Origin of the sequence: Streptomyces sp. NPDC088350, from assembly GCF_044753545.1 — a bacterium.
Taxonomy (GTDB): Bacteria; Actinomycetota; Actinomycetes; order Streptomycetales; family Streptomycetaceae; genus Streptomyces.
In genome coordinates this window covers 186,755-200,632 of record NZ_JBIVNL010000009.1, presented here as the reverse complement: position 1 = coordinate 200,632, position 13,878 = coordinate 186,755, and the positions used below count along the sequence as shown (strand labels likewise).

14 protein-coding genes, 1 pseudogene and 1 riboswitch are annotated in these 13,878 nt (G+C 70.8%); of the genes and pseudogenes, 9 read left to right on the top strand and 6 right to left on the bottom strand.

The annotated features are described in order from the left end of the window. Positions 1-9 precede the first annotated feature (9 nt). Entirely contained in the window at positions 10-870 is an 861-nt protein-coding gene (locus ACIQBL_RS31035; RefSeq protein ID WP_401947253.1) for a CbtA family protein, read from the top strand. Positions 871-956: 86 nt separating this feature from the next. Here the strand turns inward: ACIQBL_RS31035 and ACIQBL_RS31030 are convergent, their stop codons facing one another. Beyond that, on the bottom strand, positions 957-1,859 hold the full coding sequence (locus tag ACIQBL_RS31030; protein WP_401947250.1) for a LysR family transcriptional regulator: 903 nt from the start codon (positions 1,857-1,859) through the stop codon (positions 957-959). Between the two features lie 176 nt (positions 1,860-2,035). On the opposite strand from ACIQBL_RS31030, the gene ACIQBL_RS31025 reads away from it, so the two are divergent. After that, positions 2,036-2,974: a family 2A encapsulin nanocompartment shell protein gene (locus ACIQBL_RS31025; protein ID WP_401947248.1), complete on the top strand. Its 939-nt coding sequence runs from the start codon at positions 2,036-2,038 to the stop codon at positions 2,972-2,974. A 515-nt stretch (positions 2,975-3,489) separates the two neighbouring features. Then, on the top strand, positions 3,490-5,025 hold the full coding sequence (locus ACIQBL_RS31020; protein ID WP_401947246.1) for a family 2A encapsulin nanocompartment cargo protein cysteine desulfurase: 1,536 nt from the start codon (positions 3,490-3,492) through the stop codon (positions 5,023-5,025). A gap of 85 nt (positions 5,026-5,110) precedes the next feature. Here the strand turns inward: ACIQBL_RS31020 and ACIQBL_RS31015 are convergent, their stop codons facing one another. Further along, entirely contained in the window at positions 5,111-5,914 is an 804-nt protein-coding gene (locus ACIQBL_RS31015; protein ID WP_401947243.1) for an SDR family NAD(P)-dependent oxidoreductase, read from the bottom strand. A 125-nt stretch (positions 5,915-6,039) separates the two neighbouring features. Between ACIQBL_RS31015 and ACIQBL_RS31010 the strand changes: the two genes are divergently transcribed. Beyond that, a complete protein-coding gene (locus ACIQBL_RS31010; RefSeq protein ID WP_401947240.1) occupies positions 6,040-6,987 on the top strand; it encodes a LysR family transcriptional regulator in 948 nt (315 codons plus the stop codon). A 91-nt stretch (positions 6,988-7,078) separates the two neighbouring features. After that, a riboswitch (cobalamin riboswitch) is annotated at positions 7,079-7,296 on the top strand. A gap of 120 nt (positions 7,297-7,416) precedes the next feature. Here ACIQBL_RS31010 and ACIQBL_RS31005 read toward each other — a convergent pair. After that, positions 7,417-8,196 (bottom strand): SDR family NAD(P)-dependent oxidoreductase, encoded by a 780-nt coding sequence (locus tag ACIQBL_RS31005; RefSeq protein ID WP_401947238.1) that lies wholly within the window; start codon positions 8,194-8,196, stop codon positions 7,417-7,419. Between the two features lie 113 nt (positions 8,197-8,309). On the opposite strand from ACIQBL_RS31005, the gene ACIQBL_RS31000 reads away from it, so the two are divergent. The 5 genes from ACIQBL_RS31000 to ACIQBL_RS30980 all read left to right on the top strand — a co-directional run bounded on the left by ACIQBL_RS31000 (position 8,310) and on the right by ACIQBL_RS30980 (position 12,157). Further along, positions 8,310-8,546, top strand: coding sequence for a hypothetical protein (locus ACIQBL_RS31000; protein WP_356060741.1), 237 nt, complete (start codon positions 8,310-8,312; stop codon positions 8,544-8,546). Beyond that, positions 8,546-8,923, top strand: a complete 378-nt coding sequence (locus ACIQBL_RS30995; RefSeq protein ID WP_043662963.1) for a hypothetical protein — start codon at positions 8,546-8,548, stop codon at positions 8,921-8,923. The genes ACIQBL_RS31000 and ACIQBL_RS30995 overlap by 1 nt, the downstream gene beginning before the upstream one ends. A 56-nt stretch (positions 8,924-8,979) precedes the next feature. Next, positions 8,980-9,936 carry a GlxA family transcriptional regulator gene (locus tag ACIQBL_RS30990; RefSeq protein WP_401947234.1) on the top strand — a complete coding sequence of 319 codons (957 nt, stop codon included), beginning with the start codon at positions 8,980-8,982 and terminating at the stop codon, positions 9,934-9,936. 111 nt (positions 9,937-10,047) lie between these two features. Further along, positions 10,048-11,046, top strand: coding sequence for a type I glyceraldehyde-3-phosphate dehydrogenase (gene gap / locus ACIQBL_RS30985; RefSeq protein ID WP_401947231.1), 999 nt, complete (start codon positions 10,048-10,050; stop codon positions 11,044-11,046). A gap of 43 nt (positions 11,047-11,089) precedes the next feature. Further along, positions 11,090-12,157, top strand: a complete 1,068-nt coding sequence (locus ACIQBL_RS30980) for a P1 family peptidase (RefSeq protein WP_401947229.1) — start codon at positions 11,090-11,092, stop codon at positions 12,155-12,157. Here the strand turns inward: ACIQBL_RS30980 and ACIQBL_RS30975 are convergent. The 3 genes and pseudogenes from ACIQBL_RS30975 to ACIQBL_RS30965 all read right to left on the bottom strand — a co-directional run bounded on the left by ACIQBL_RS30975 (position 12,108) and on the right by ACIQBL_RS30965 (position 13,874). Then, positions 12,108-12,659 (bottom strand): GNAT family N-acetyltransferase, encoded by a 552-nt coding sequence (locus ACIQBL_RS30975; RefSeq protein ID WP_401947227.1) that lies wholly within the window; start codon positions 12,657-12,659, stop codon positions 12,108-12,110. The two genes, ACIQBL_RS30980 and ACIQBL_RS30975, sit on opposite strands and share 50 nt — an antisense overlap. A 178-nt stretch (positions 12,660-12,837) precedes the next feature. Beyond that, positions 12,838-13,480, bottom strand: a pseudogene (locus tag ACIQBL_RS30970) (response regulator); the annotation flags it as partial. After that, positions 13,455-13,874 (bottom strand): hypothetical protein, encoded by a 420-nt coding sequence (locus ACIQBL_RS30965; protein ID WP_401947225.1) that lies wholly within the window; start codon positions 13,872-13,874, stop codon positions 13,455-13,457. The pseudogene ACIQBL_RS30970 and the gene ACIQBL_RS30965, both read right to left, overlap by 26 nt. Positions 13,875-13,878 lie beyond the last annotated feature (4 nt).

Genomic DNA, 13,878 nt, shown 5'->3' with positions numbered 1-13,878 from the left:
CAACTCGACATGGAAAAGAAGCTCATACTGCGCGGCATCCTCGCCGGCGCAGTGGCCGGGCTGCTCGCGTTCGTGTTCGCGCGGATATTCGCCGAGCCGCAGATCGCCAAGGCCATCGACTACGAGAACGGCCGTGACGCCGCCCAGAACGCGCTGGACAAGGCGGCGGGCATGCCCGTCGAGGCCGCCGGCCCCGACCTCTTCAGCCGGACCATCCAGGCCAACGTCGGCATCGGCGTCGGCATGATCTTCTTCGGCATGGCGATGGGCGCCCTGTTCGCCGTCGCCTACACCGTCTGCCTGGGCCGCACCGGCGGTGTGCGCGCCCGCAACCTGGCGCTTCTCGTCGCCGGTGGCGGGTTCCTCGGCATGTACCTGGTGCCGTTCCTGAAGTACCCGGCCAACCCGCCCGCGATCGGCCACGAAGAGACCATCCAGCAGCGCAGCGCCCTGTACCTGATCATGATCGTGTGCTCGGTGGCCTTCCTCGCGGGAGCCGTCTACCTCGGCAAGCGGCTCCAGGCACGCTTCGGCAACTGGAACGCCTCTCTCCTGGCAGGCGCCGCGTTCGTCGTCGCGATCGGGATCGTCATGCTGCTCCTGCCGCAGCTCGGCCATCTCTCGTACAACAAGGCCAACTTCGGCAACCACGCCACCGAGACACCGCTGCCGCTGACCGACTCCAAGGGCACCATCGTCTATCCGGGCTTCCCCGCCGACGTGCTGTTCGACTTCCGCTTTTACTCGGTCGCCGCGCAGCTCATCCTCTGGGCGGCCATCGGTCTGATCTTCGGTCCCCTGGCGGAACGTCTGCTGCGGCCCGCGCGTCCGGACGCCGCCCAGCCCTCGCAGGAGCCGGTCCCGGCCTGACCAGCGTCTTACGGTACGGCGAGCGCGGTGATCGGGAAGATCGCCGCGCTCGGTCCGTTCTCCCGCGCACGCACCCGTATGTCCCGTCAGGACGGCCATTCCGGTTCGGAGACGGTCGCGTCGAGGGCGTCGAGGAGCACTTGGGCGGGCTGGGACGCGGGCGGTTTGCCGTGGACGGCGGCCACGACCTGTCTGCGCATGCCGGCGATGCGGTGGAGTCTGACCCCGGGGTTCCGGTTGGCGAGGAGGGTGAGTCCGGGCAGCAGGCTCACGCCCAGGCCGGCCGCGACGAGTGCCTGTACGGCGACGTAGTCGTCGGTCTCGAACTCGACGACCGGCGAGAACCCGGCCCGTCCGCAGGCCGCGACGAGATGTTCGCGGCAGCGTTCGCACCCGGCGATCCAGCGTGTGTCGGCGTAGGTGGCCAGCTCCGCGCGCGGGCCGTCCCAGGAGCGGTCCGCCGGGGTGACCACGTACAACGGCTCCTCGAGAAGCGGTGTCATCGTGGTGTCGCGGCGATCGCGTTGCGGCGGGTCGCCGTGCTCGAAGATCAGCGCCACGTCGACGTCGTTGTTGCGCAGGGCGTTGATCGCGTCCGGGGGTTCGGCCTCGCGCAAGGTCAGCTCGACGCCGGGATGCTGGGCGGAGACACGGGCGGCGGCAAGCGGCACCAGGGTGGCCAGCGCCGAGGGGAACGCGGCCAGGCGGACCCGGCCGGTGCGCAGCCCGGCCAGCTCGTCCAGTTCGGCGTGCACCGACTCGACCTGCGCGAGGATCGACTCGGCGCGGTCCACCAGCAGCCGGCCGGCCTCGGTGAGCCGGATACCGCGCCCCATCCGCTGCAACAGCGGTACGCCGACCTCGGCCTCGAGTTTGGCGAGTTGGTGGCTCACCGACGGCTGCGCGTAGTGCAGCGCCTCGGCGGCAGCGGTGATCGAACCCTCACGGGCGACGGCCACCAGTACCCGCAACCGACTCAAGTCGATCATTCGCGAATCATAGCCCGCGTCGATGACAGCCTCGAAAACACGCATTGGACCGCTACCAGGGCTGCTGCGAGGGTGAATCGATAGTTGGTGCGAGAGAGTTCGACCGCACGCGTTCCCGTCGGCGAACTCACCCCCACACGCGTGCCCCGCCTCCGGGCGCGGAAAGGACATGTCGTATGACCACGGCTGTGAATCCACCGTCGCGATCGATGTCGGTGAGCGACAAGGCGGCGCGGACCCTCGCGAACGCCACCAAGACCGTTCCGCAGATGGCCTCCATCACCCCTCGCTGGCTGGTGCACCTGATGTCCTGGGTGCCGGTCGAGGCCGGAATCTACCGGGTGAACAAGGTCGTTCACCCCGAGTCGGTGCGCATCGAGTGCGACAACTACGACGAGTCGCCGCTGCCCGACACCTTCGTCGACTACGCGCAGGAGCCCCGGGAGTACCGGCTCAAGGCCGTCCAGACGGTCCTGGACCTGCACACCCGGATCGCCGACCTGTACTCCAGCCCGCACAACCAGACCGCACAGCAACTGCGGCTGACCATCGAGGCGGTGAAGGAGCATCAGGAGGGCGAGCTGATCAACAGCCCGGAGTACGGGATGCTGGCCAGCGTGGCGGACACGCAGCGGATCTCCACGATGGCGGGGCCGCCGACGCCGGACGACCTGGACGCCCTCATCACGAAGGTGTGGAAGCAGCCGGCCTTCTTCCTCACCCACCCGGAAGGGATCGCCGCGTTCGGCAGGGAGTGCACCCGGCGCGGTGTTCCGCCGGCCACGGTCAGCATGTTCGGCTCGCAGTTCCTGACCTGGCGCGGTCTGCCGATCATCCCGTCGGACAAGGTCCCGCTGGAGAACGGCAGGACCAAGTTCATCCTGCTGCGCACCGGTGAGTCGCGCCAGGGCGTGGTCGGCCTGTTCCAGCCCGGGCTCTCGGGCGAGCAGGGGATGGGCCTGTCGGTGCGCTTCATGCAGATCGACCGCAGTGCCATCGCCTCCTACCTGATCTCCCTGTACTGCTCGCTCGCGGTGCTCACCGAGGACGCGCTCGCCGTGCTCGACGACGTCGAGGTCGACAAGTTCCATGACTACGCGCCGAGTTACCGGTAGCCATGACCACGCCCCCAACCACCCGTAACGAAGCCGCCCCGGCGTGGCTCCCGGACGAGGAGACGCTGAGCCGGCTGGCAGGGGAGTTCTTCCGAGCGCTCCCGGGCCAGCCGGCGGACACGGCGGCGGCTCCCGTCCTCGACGGCCCGACGCAATGGCCGACACCCACGGGCCTGTCGACCGCCGACCCGCCTCCTTCGGCGCCGACCTATCCGCCGACTACTGACCCGTCTTCTGCGGTGCCGACCGGTGTGCCGGCCGGCACACCGTCTCCTTCGGCGTCCACCGGTCCGCCGGCCGCTGACCCGCGGTCTTCGGTTCCGACGGGTCTTTCGGCTACGGACCCGCGGTCTTCGGCACCCACCGGCTCGCCGGCCGCTGACCCGTTGCCTCCGGTGCCGACCGGTCTCCCGGCAATGGAACCGCCGCCCCCGGCGCCGACCGCCGGGATGAGTCCGCCCGCCGGGCCGCCGCCGACCAGCGCCCCCGCCACATACGCGCCGAGCGTTCCTGCGGTGGGTGCGCCCGGCCTGACGACGCTCAGCCCGGAGCCGCCGACCCTGCCGGTGATCCCGGTACCGCTGCCCGCCGCACCGGCTCAACTCCCGGACCCCGGGCCGTACTACTTCCTCACCGAGGCACCCGGGTACCCCGCTCAGGCGCCGGAGCTTCCCGGCTTCGGGCACCTGGGGCTGCCGCCCCTTCCCGAGCCGGTGTCACCGACAGCCACGATCTCGCCGTACTACTTCGTCCAGGAACCCGGCGTATCCGGAGTCCCGGCAGGCCTGCCGCTCGACCCGCACCCGGCGTTCGACGTGCGGGCGGTCCGGCGGGACTTCCCGATCCTGTCCGAGCTGGTCAACGGCCGGCCACTGATCTGGCTGGACAACGCGGCGACCACGCAGAAGCCGCAGGCGGTGATCGACCGGCTGGTCGAGTTCTACTCGCGGGAGAACTCCAACATCCACCGCGCGGCGCACGAATTGGCCGCCCGGGCGACGGACGCCTACGAGGGTGCCAGGAAGACCGTCGCCCGGTTCGTCGGTGCGGGCTCCGCCGAGGAGATCGTGTTCGTCCGGGGCACCACCGAGGCGATCAACCTGGTCGCCAAGGCCTGGGGACCCGCGCACATCCGTGCGGGCGACGAGATCGTGATCTCGCACCTGGAGCACCACGCCAACATCGTGCCCTGGCAGATGCTGGCGGAGCAGACCGGCGCGGTGGTCAAGGTGATCCCGGTCGACGACTCCGGGCAGTTGCTGCTCGACGAGTACACCGCCCTGCTGTCCGACCGCACCAAGCTGGTCGCGGTCACCCAGATGTCCAACGCGCTCGGCACCGTCGTACCGGTCGAGCAGGTCATCCAGATCGGACACCGGGCCGGGGCACGCGTTCTGGTCGACGCGGCGCAGTCGGTCCCGCACCTGCCGATCGATGTCAGGGCGCTGGACGCGGACTTCCTGGTCTTCTCCGGGCACAAGCTGTTCGGGCCGACCGGGATCGGGGTGCTCTACGCCAAGCGGGAGGTCCTTGAGGACATGCCCCCGTGGGAAGGCGGCGGCAACATGATCACCGACGTCACCTTCGAGAAGTCCAGCTACCAGCCGCCGCCGGGTCGCTTCGAGGCCGGCACCGGCAACATCGCCGACGCGGTGGGGCTGGCCGCCGCCATCGACTACGTCGAACGCCTCGGCCTGCCGAACATCGCCGCCTACGAGCACACCCTTGTCGAGCACGCCACCGAAGGCCTGCGCCGTGTGCCCGGACTCCGGCTGGTCGGCACGGCCCCCAACAAGGCGAGCATCGTGTCGTTCGTCCTCGACGGCTACGAGCCGGCCGAGGTGGGCACGGCCCTCAACGAGGAGGGAATCGCGGTGCGTTCGGGCCACCACTGCGCGCAGCCGATCCTGCGCAGGTACGGCCTGGAGGCCACCGTCCGGCCGTCGTTCGCCTTCTACAACACGCACGAGGAAGTGGACACGCTGATCGCGGCGGTCCACCGGCTCGCGGACCGCCGAGGCGGACGCCGCCGGCCCGAACGAGTCTCCTGAACCGGTACGGCGGAGACCTGTCCGAGGTCTTCGCCGTACCGGCACGAACCCGGCCGACGGCCCGCCCTCCGGGAAGGTCACTTCTTCAGCCGAACGCGGCCAGGGACACCGGCTGCCACTGGCGCCAGGTGCTCAGCCGCTCCTCGTAGAGCGCGGCGACGTCGGTGAAGGACTTGCCGAGGAAGATCCGCAGCGGAGGCTTGTCCGCGTCGACGATGCGGAGGATCGCCTCGCGGGTGGCGTGCGGGTCGCCGACCTCGAAGTCCGGTGCGGTGGCGGCGCGGACCTCGGCGTAGCCCGGGTGCTGATCGCTGTGCCGTGCCCCGCGGTCCAGCCAGTCGGTGGCGTAGGGGCCGGGTTCGACGTTGGTGATGTGGATGTCGAAGGCCGCCACCTCTTGCGCGAGGGACTCCGACAGTCCCTCAAGAGCCCATTTGGAGGCGTGGTACGCACCGATGCCGGGGAACGCGCGGACGCCGCCCTCGCTGGTCACCTGGAGGATCCTGCCCGATCGTCGGGCCCGCATGAACGGCAGTACGGCCTGCGTGACCCACACCGCGCCGAAGAAGTTGGTCTCCATCTGCGCCCGGAGTTCGGCCTCCTCCAGCTCCTCGACCATGCCGAAATGGCCGTAGCCGGCATTGTTCACGGCGATGTCCAGCGAACCGAAATGCGCGTGGGCACGCCGCACCGCCGCGTACACCGCCGCACGGTCGGTGACGTCGAGGGGGAGCGGCAGTACGGCGTCCCCGTACCGCTCGACCAGCGGCGTCAGCAGGCCGACGTCCCGGGCCGTCGCGGCGACGTGATCACCGCGTTCCAGCGCCGCCTGTGCCCACTCGCGGCCGAACCCCCGCGAACTGCCGGTGATGAACCATGTCTTCGCCATGACCAGTGCTCCCTGTGGATGGACGACTTGCTGTCGTCACCCCACCGTGCCGCTCGGTGAGGCATTCCACCAGCGATGATCTCGCACAGGAGACATGCGCTGATGGAATGTGTCAGCATGGCGGTATGGCCGACTTCACCCTCACTGGCCTGCGCGTCGTCCAGGCCGTGGTCGACACCGGATCGTTCACCGCCGCGGCCGACGCGCTCGGATACACGCAGTCGGCGGTGTCCCGTCAGGTGGCGGCGATGGAGGCCGCCGCAGGCGCACCGCTGTTCGTCCGGGGTGCCCGCGGGGTCGCCCCCTCGCCGGCGGGCACGGTGCTCGCCCGCCGGGCCGCGGCGGTCATCAACGAGATCGACGCCGTCGGCGCAGACCTTGCCGGGCTGCACGACCACCTCACCGGACGAGTCGTCGTCGCCGCGTTCCCGGCTGCCGCCGCCGTGCTCGTCCCCAGGGCGCTGGCCCGCCTCCGCGACGAACACCCGGGCCTGATCGTCGAGTTGGGCGAGGCGTCCTCGCCCACGCAACTCCGCCAACTCCGCGCCCACCGCATCGACATCGCGGTCATCGGCGTGGGACCGGACCTGCCCGCCTACGACTTCGAGGGCCTGTCGCGCGAACTCCTCCTGGACGGGCGGCTGTTGCTCGCCGTACCCGCGAACCACCGTTTCGCCGGCCGCGGAACCGTCCCCGTGACCGAACTCCGGGACGAGCCATGGATCGTCGGCAAGGGCCTCCGCGACGACCCCCAGTTCGGCGCCTGGCCGACCCTCGACCATCCCCGGACCGCCTACGCCGCCCGCGAATGGCCCACCCGCCTCGGTCTCGTCGCCGCCGGTCTCGGTATCGCCGTACTCCCCGAACTCGCCGCCGCAGCCGTCCCCCACGGCGTCCGCACCGTCCAGGTCGGCGACCCCGCATGGCTCGGCCGGGCCACCGTCGCCGTCACGATCCGCGACCGCGCCCCCGAGGTGACGGCCACGGTGGAGGCGCTGCGCCATGAGGCACTACGGCTTCGCGCGGCACGGCGCGATGCCGTACCCGGCAAGGACGTCGAGGCCGCGACGTGACCGCACGGTCAATCGGGCGGCGCGCGACCCGGCGTCCTGCCTTCGACCGCGGCGCCTCCGTGCCGTACCCCGTGGCGGGCGCCGACGGTCGATCTTGAGACGTTGTGCGGGCCGGTCGTGCCACAACCGAGGCCAGGGAATCCGGTGGAAATCCGGGACCGACGCGCTGCGGTGAGGGGGACGGGCGGGGCATTCGGCGCCACTGGGGCGACACGGGCCGGCCGAAGGAGCCGGTGCGTGACGCGCCGCGAAGGCGCCCCGTCCGGACGAACCCGAGTCCGAAGACCTGCTGGCGCCTTCTCGCCCTCCGCGAGGGGGAGTTCGTAGGCCAGGCTCCGCGTTCGAGCCCCGACAGGCAAGGCATGCCCGTGATCCGTACCGCCCCCGTCCCGCTGCGCCGCCGTACCGCCCCGTCCAGCGGGCGTTGGGCTAGTGCACGGAGAACCCGCCGTCGACGAACACCGACTGCCCGGTGACATACGCCGAAGCGCGGCCGGCCAGGAACACCGCCGCGCCCGCGAAGTCCTCGGCCAGACCGTTGCGCCCGACCATGGTGCGCGCGGCCAGCGCCGCCACCTTCTCCGGGTCGGACGACAGACGGGCGTTGAGCGGGGTCATCACGAAACCCGGCACCAGGGTGTTGCAGGTGACGCCGTGGGGCGACCATGCCTCGGCCTGCGAGCGGGCGAGTGACTCCAACGCTCCCTTGGACACGCCGTAGGCGCCGCTCTGCACGAAGGCGCGATGTGCCTGCTGGGAGGTGATGTGGATGATCCGGCCGAAGCCCCGCTCGGCCATGCCGGGGCCGAAGCGTCGGCCGAGGAGGTAGGGCGCTTCCAGGTTCACCGCCATCGTGGTGTCCCAGACCTCCTCACTCAACTCGGCCATCGGCGGGCGCAGGTTGATCCCGGCGCTGTTGACGAGGATGTCCGGTTCCCCGAACGCTTCCACGGCTGCGTCCGCCGCTGCCCGCACGCCGTCCCGGGTCCCCAAGTCGCCGCTCACCCAAGCCGCTTGACACCCGTCCGCCACCAACTCGTCGACCGTGGCCGCCAGTTCCTTCTCCTTGCGTGCCACTACGACCACGCGCGCCCCCGCCCTCGCGAGAGCCCCGGCGACAGCCCGGCCGATGCCGGAACTGCCACCCGTCACCACGGCGACCCGGCCGTCGAGGGAGAACATGTCGAAGAGGTAATCGCGCGAGATCATCTCGGCAGCTTAGGAGGCGTCTCCCCGATCGGCGACCCCGTTGTTTCCCGCGTGGATTCCCGTGCGCAGCGAAGGCCCTCGCCCCCACGGCACCAACTAGGTACCATCACTCCATGCCATCGCTGAATGTGTCCTTCACAGAAGAGGAACTCGACGGAGTGCGCGCGGCTGCCGCCGCCGAGGGGAAGAGCCTCAAGCAGTATCTGCACGACCTCGGTGTCCGTGAGATGCAGCGCGGTCGGTTCGTCGCCGGCGCGTCCGCGTGGGCCGAGCGGCTGCGCGGTGAGTTCGACGACGCCTTCCCCGACGAGGTGCCGCCCTCCGAGCGCGACGGGGCCGCAGCCGCCTGATGCACCTGTACATCGACGTCTCCTGGCTGCTCGACGTCCAGGAGGCCGCCCTTTCCGACGAGGACATGTCGGTCTCGGACTACTCCGCGCTCGTGGCCGCCGTAGCGCGTCACAAGACCAAGCTGCCGACGCTCGCCGCGGCCGACCCGGACGCGGCCTGGCGGGCGGCTGCCCTGATGCACACCATCGTGCGCCTGGAGCCGCTTCCGCACCGCAACAGCCTGTACGCCGCGTTCGTCGCCGCGCAGTACATGGGTCAGTCCGGTGAAGGGATCGACCCGCCGTACGGCGCCCTTTCCGATCTCGTCCGCAAGATCCGTGACACCCGTGTCGGTGTCCTCGCCGTCGCCGACCAGCTGCGTTCCTGGAAGGTCTGACCTGCGCCGAGTCCAGGAGTGATCGGGTCGGCCGTACCTCTGCGTAGGCTGTTCCCGTGTCAGCCGCCCGCCTCCGTCGTGTCGCCGTCCTCGTCCTCGAAGGCGCCAAGCCGCTCGACGTCGGTATCCCCGCGCAGGTGTTCACGACCCGGGCGAGCATGCCGTACGAGGTGCGGCTGTGCGGTGCGGCGCCCGGGCTGGTGACCGGGGGCGACGGGCTGTCGTACCACGTCGCCGACGGTCTGGACGCGCTGGCCTGGGCCGACATCGTCTTCCTCCCGGGGTATCGGTTCCCGGACCGTGAGGACCCACCGCAGGGTGTCCTCGACGCGCTGATCACCGCGCACGACCGGGGCGCGCGGCTCGCCGCGATCTCGACGGGTGCCTTCGCGCTCGCCGCCACCGGTCTGCTCGACGGCAGGCGCGCGACGACGCACTGGCACTACACGCGGGCGCTGGCGGCGAAGTACCCGCATGTCCGGGTCGACGAGAACGTCCTCTTCGTCGACGAGGGCAGCGTGCTGACCTCGGCGGGCGCCGCCTCCGGTATCGACCTGTGCCTGCACATCCTGCGCGGGGACCTCGGCGTGGCCGCGTCCAACCACGCGGCCCGGCGCCTGGTCGCGGCGCCCTACCGCAGCGGCGGCCAGGCGCAGTACGTGCCGCGCAGTGTGCCCGAGCCGCTCGGTGAGCGGTTCGCCGCCACCCGTGAGTGGGCGCTGCACCGGCTCGGCGAGCCCCTCACCCTGGAGACGCTGGCCCGGCAGGCCGCGGTCTCACCGCGCACGTTCTCGCGGCGCTTCGTCGACGAGACCGGCTACACGCCGATGCAGTGGGTGATGCGGGCCCGCATCGACATGGCCCGCGAACTGCTCGAACGGTCCGAACGCAGCGTCGAGCAGATCGCCGCCGACGTCGGTCTCGGCACCGGCGCGAATCTCCGGCTGCACTTCCACCGTCTCCTCGGCACCACACCGAGCGAGTACCGGCGCACCTTCGCCCAGGGCGAGTAGTCGCCGCCCCGGGACGCCCGATGGCGACATCCTTTTGAACCATGGCGATCGCGCCACTGTCACCGACTGTCGTCGCGCGCGAACCTGGTGGTGAACCGAAGGGACTTACTCATGACTCGCATTGCCATCAACGGATTCGGCCGCATCGGACGCAATGTGCTGCGGGCCCTGCTCGAACGCGACAGCGACCTGGAGGTCGTGGCCGTCAACGACCTGACGGAGCCCGCCACGCTGGCGCGCCTGCTCGCCTTCGACTCGACGGCCGGCCGCCTCGGCCGCCCGGTGAGCGTCGACGGGGACACCCTTGTCGTCGACGGCCACCGCATCAAGGTGCTCGCCGAGCGCGAACCGTCGGACCTGCCGTGGGCCGAGCTGGGCGTAGACCTCGTACTGGAGGCCACGGGCCGTTTCACGTCCGCCAAGGCCGCCCGCGCCCACCTCGACGCGGGCGCGCGGAAGGTGCTCGTCAGCGCTCCGTCGGACGGCGCCGACGTCACGCTCGCGTTCGGGGTCAACAACGATGCCTACGACCCGGCCACGCACACGATCGTGTCGAACGCCTCCTGCACGACCAACGCGCTGGCACCGCTGGCCCAGGTGCTCGACGAACTCGCCGGTATCGAGCACGGCTTCATGACCACGGTGCACGCCTACACGCAGGAGCAGAACCTGCAGGACGGCCCGCACCGGGACGCCCGCCGTGCCAGGGCCGCCGGGGTCAACATCGTGCCGACCACGACAGGTGCCGCCAAGGCGATCGGCCACGTCCTGCCGAACCTCGACGGCAAGCTGTCGGGCGACTCGATCCGCGTGCCCGTACCGGTCGGCTCGATCGTCGAGCTCAACACCACCGTCTCCCGCGACGTGACCCGCGAGGACGTGCTGGCGGCCTACCGCACCGCGGCCGAGGGACCCCTTGCCGGCGTCCTCGAATACTCCGAGGACGCGCTCGTCTCCTCCGACATCACCGGCAACCCGGCCTCGTCGATCTTCGACTCCGCCCTCACCCGCGTCGACGGCCGCCATGTGAAGGTCGTCGCCTGGTACGACAACGAGTGGGGTTTCTCCAACCGAGTGATCGACACGCTCCAGCTTCTCGCCGCCGGCTGACCGACGGTCCGGCCCCGGCCGGTGGTGCCGTTAGGGTCTGGCCATGCACCCGCACTCCATGCCGGATCCGACCCGTGCCGCCGTGCCCCGCCGAGCCCGTGAACTCGGGCTCGGCATCGGTGACTTGCCCACCGGAACGCACAACGCGATCACGGACGTGCCCGGCATCCGCGTCGGGCACACCACGCTGATCCGACCGCCGCGCGTGCACAGCGGTGTCACTGCGATCGTGCCCGACGGCGTGGGCCCCGCGAGCCCGCTGCCGGCCGGGGTGTTCACGGGCAACGGCTACGGCAAACTCCTCGGCACCACCCAGGTCACCGAACTCGGCGCGCTGGAAACACCCGTGCTGCTCACCTCGACCCTGTCCGCCTTCCGCGTCGCGGACGCCCTGGTCGGCTGGATCCTGGAGCAGCCCGCGGGCGCGGACGCGCGGAGCGTGAATCCGGTGGTGGGGGAGTGCAACGACGGCCTCCTCTCCGACATCCGCTCCCGACCTGTCCAGGAGGAACACGTCCGCGCCGCACTCGGTACCGCGTCCGCCGGGCCGGTCGCCGAAGGGTCGGTCGGCGCGGGCACCGGGATGACCGCGCTCGGCTTCAAGGCCGGCATCGGCACCTCCTCACGGCGGGTACCGCTCGCGGGCCAGGAGGTGACGCTCGGGGCGCTGGTGCAGGCCAACTTCGCCGGCACACTGCGGGTCTCGGGCCGTACGATCACTCCCGCCGACGTAGGCGTCCCCACGGAGGAATCCGGCCTCGGCCCGGAGACCGGCTCCTGCATGATCGTCGTCGCCACCGACGCACCCCTGGACGCCCGCCAGCTGACCCGGCTCGCCCGCCGCGCGGTCTACGCACTGGCCCGGGTCGGCGCCGGCTACAGCCACGGCAGCGGCGACTACGGCCTTGCGTTCGGCACCCGCCCCCTGGGCACACCCGCCGGGCCTGCGGTGGTGCCCGATGCCGGGCTCGATGTCCTCTTCGGCGCTGTACTGGACGCCGTGGAGGAGGCGGTGCTCAACTCGCTGCTGACCGCGACCGTCGTCACGGGTCCGCACGGGATCACACGGTATCCGCTGCCCACGGCACCGCTTCTCGACCTGCTGGGGTGAGCGTGGCGGCCCGGAGGTCGCGTTGGTACCAGGTGCCCTGTTTGCCGCCGAGGTCGGTGGGGTGGGCGGGGCCGGTCGGGGTGAACCCGGCCTTGGCCAGCACCTTTTGGGACGCGGTGTTCTCGTGGGAGGTGGCCGCCCTGAGGGTGCGCAGTCCGTGCCGTGTCGCCGCCAGCCGGCACAACTCCTCGACGGTCGCGGTCGCCACGCCCTGTCCGGCCACGTGCTGGGCCACCCGGTAGCCGAGGTCCGCGGTGCGCCCCTCGACGATGTCGTAGAGGTTGAACCGGCCGAGCACCGAGCCGTCCTCGGCGACGAGCACATAGAAGGCGCAGACGCCGGCTTCCTGCTCGGCGAGCAAGTCGTCGTAGCGGGCGGTGAATTGGTCGAAGTAGTCGTCGCCGCGGTCGGAGATCGAGGCGGCGAAGTAGGCGCGGTTCGCCACCTCGAAGGCCAGGACCGCCGGGGCGTGGCCGGCGTGCAGACGCCGCAACTCGGGCATGGGCCGACTCCGTTCAGTGGTCACTTCCAGTGGTCACTTCCTGACGAGGAAGCAGGAACCGCTCCTCGGTGAGCCACCGTGCCACACCGGGGATCGACGAGGCGGACGGTACCCGAGTCGAAGGCGCGGTGGCATCGCCCTTCCGCGACCGACCCGCCGGCGGGTCAGCCCGGTCCCAACCCGCGTCCCGTGCCAATAGCGCGGCCTGTACCCGGTTCTCGCAGCGCAGCTTCGTCAGGATCCGGCTGACGTACGTCTTCACCGTCGCCTCGCTCACATGGATTCGCTCGCCCGCGTCGACGTTGGACAGCCCCTCGCCGAGCAGCGCGAGCACCTCGAGTTCCCGTGTGCTCAACGTCTTCAGGCGCTGACGCGCTTCCTCGCCGCGCGTCGCTGCCTGGCCCGAGGCGAGCGTGTCGACCACGTGGCGCGTGGCGCCGGGGGACAGATACGCGTCCCCGGCCGCAGCCGCCCGTACCGCCTGGATCAGCTCGGCCGGCGCCGAGTCCTTCAGCAGGAACCCGGCGCCGCCCTGGCTCAGCGCGCGCAGTACGTTGTCCCGCTCGCCGAACGTCGTCAGGATCAACGGCCGTACGGACGGCGCCGCTCGCCGCAGTTCGGCCAGCGCGGACAGTACGTCCAGCACCGGCATCTGGATGTCGAGCAGGGCCACGTCGACGGCGTGGGCGCGGACCAGGTCCGACCGCCTCGCGGCCGTTGGCCGCCTCCGCCACGACGTCGATGTCGTCGGCGGAGGTGAGGATCATCCTGATGCCCGCCCGGATGAGCGGTTCGTCATCCGCGACGAGGACTCTGATCACGACTCTCCTGCAAGGCGTGCGGCGCGGACAACTGGCGGCCCATGACTACGACTTGGCCATGAAGGCCCGCTTCTCGATCAGTCTGCCGTCCTTGAAGCAGAAACGGTAGGCGGGCACCTTCTCCCCCCCTCTCGGGCCAGTCCTCCGTCGAGAGGAAGGACGAGCAGGTCGCTCCCCGCGGTACGGCGGGCCCCTCGTCGTCCAGGGCCCCGGCTATGTACGACTTGCCGTGCGGCAGCCTGTCCCGTACGGCCGTCTCGGTGTCCCCGACCTTCACCGAGTCGTAGACCGACGGCTTGAGCATGAGCTTGTGGGACTCGTCCTTCACCAGGTTGACGACCAGCACGACGGCGAGCACGCCGAGAATCACGAAGGCCAGCGGCGCGCCCCGCATCCGA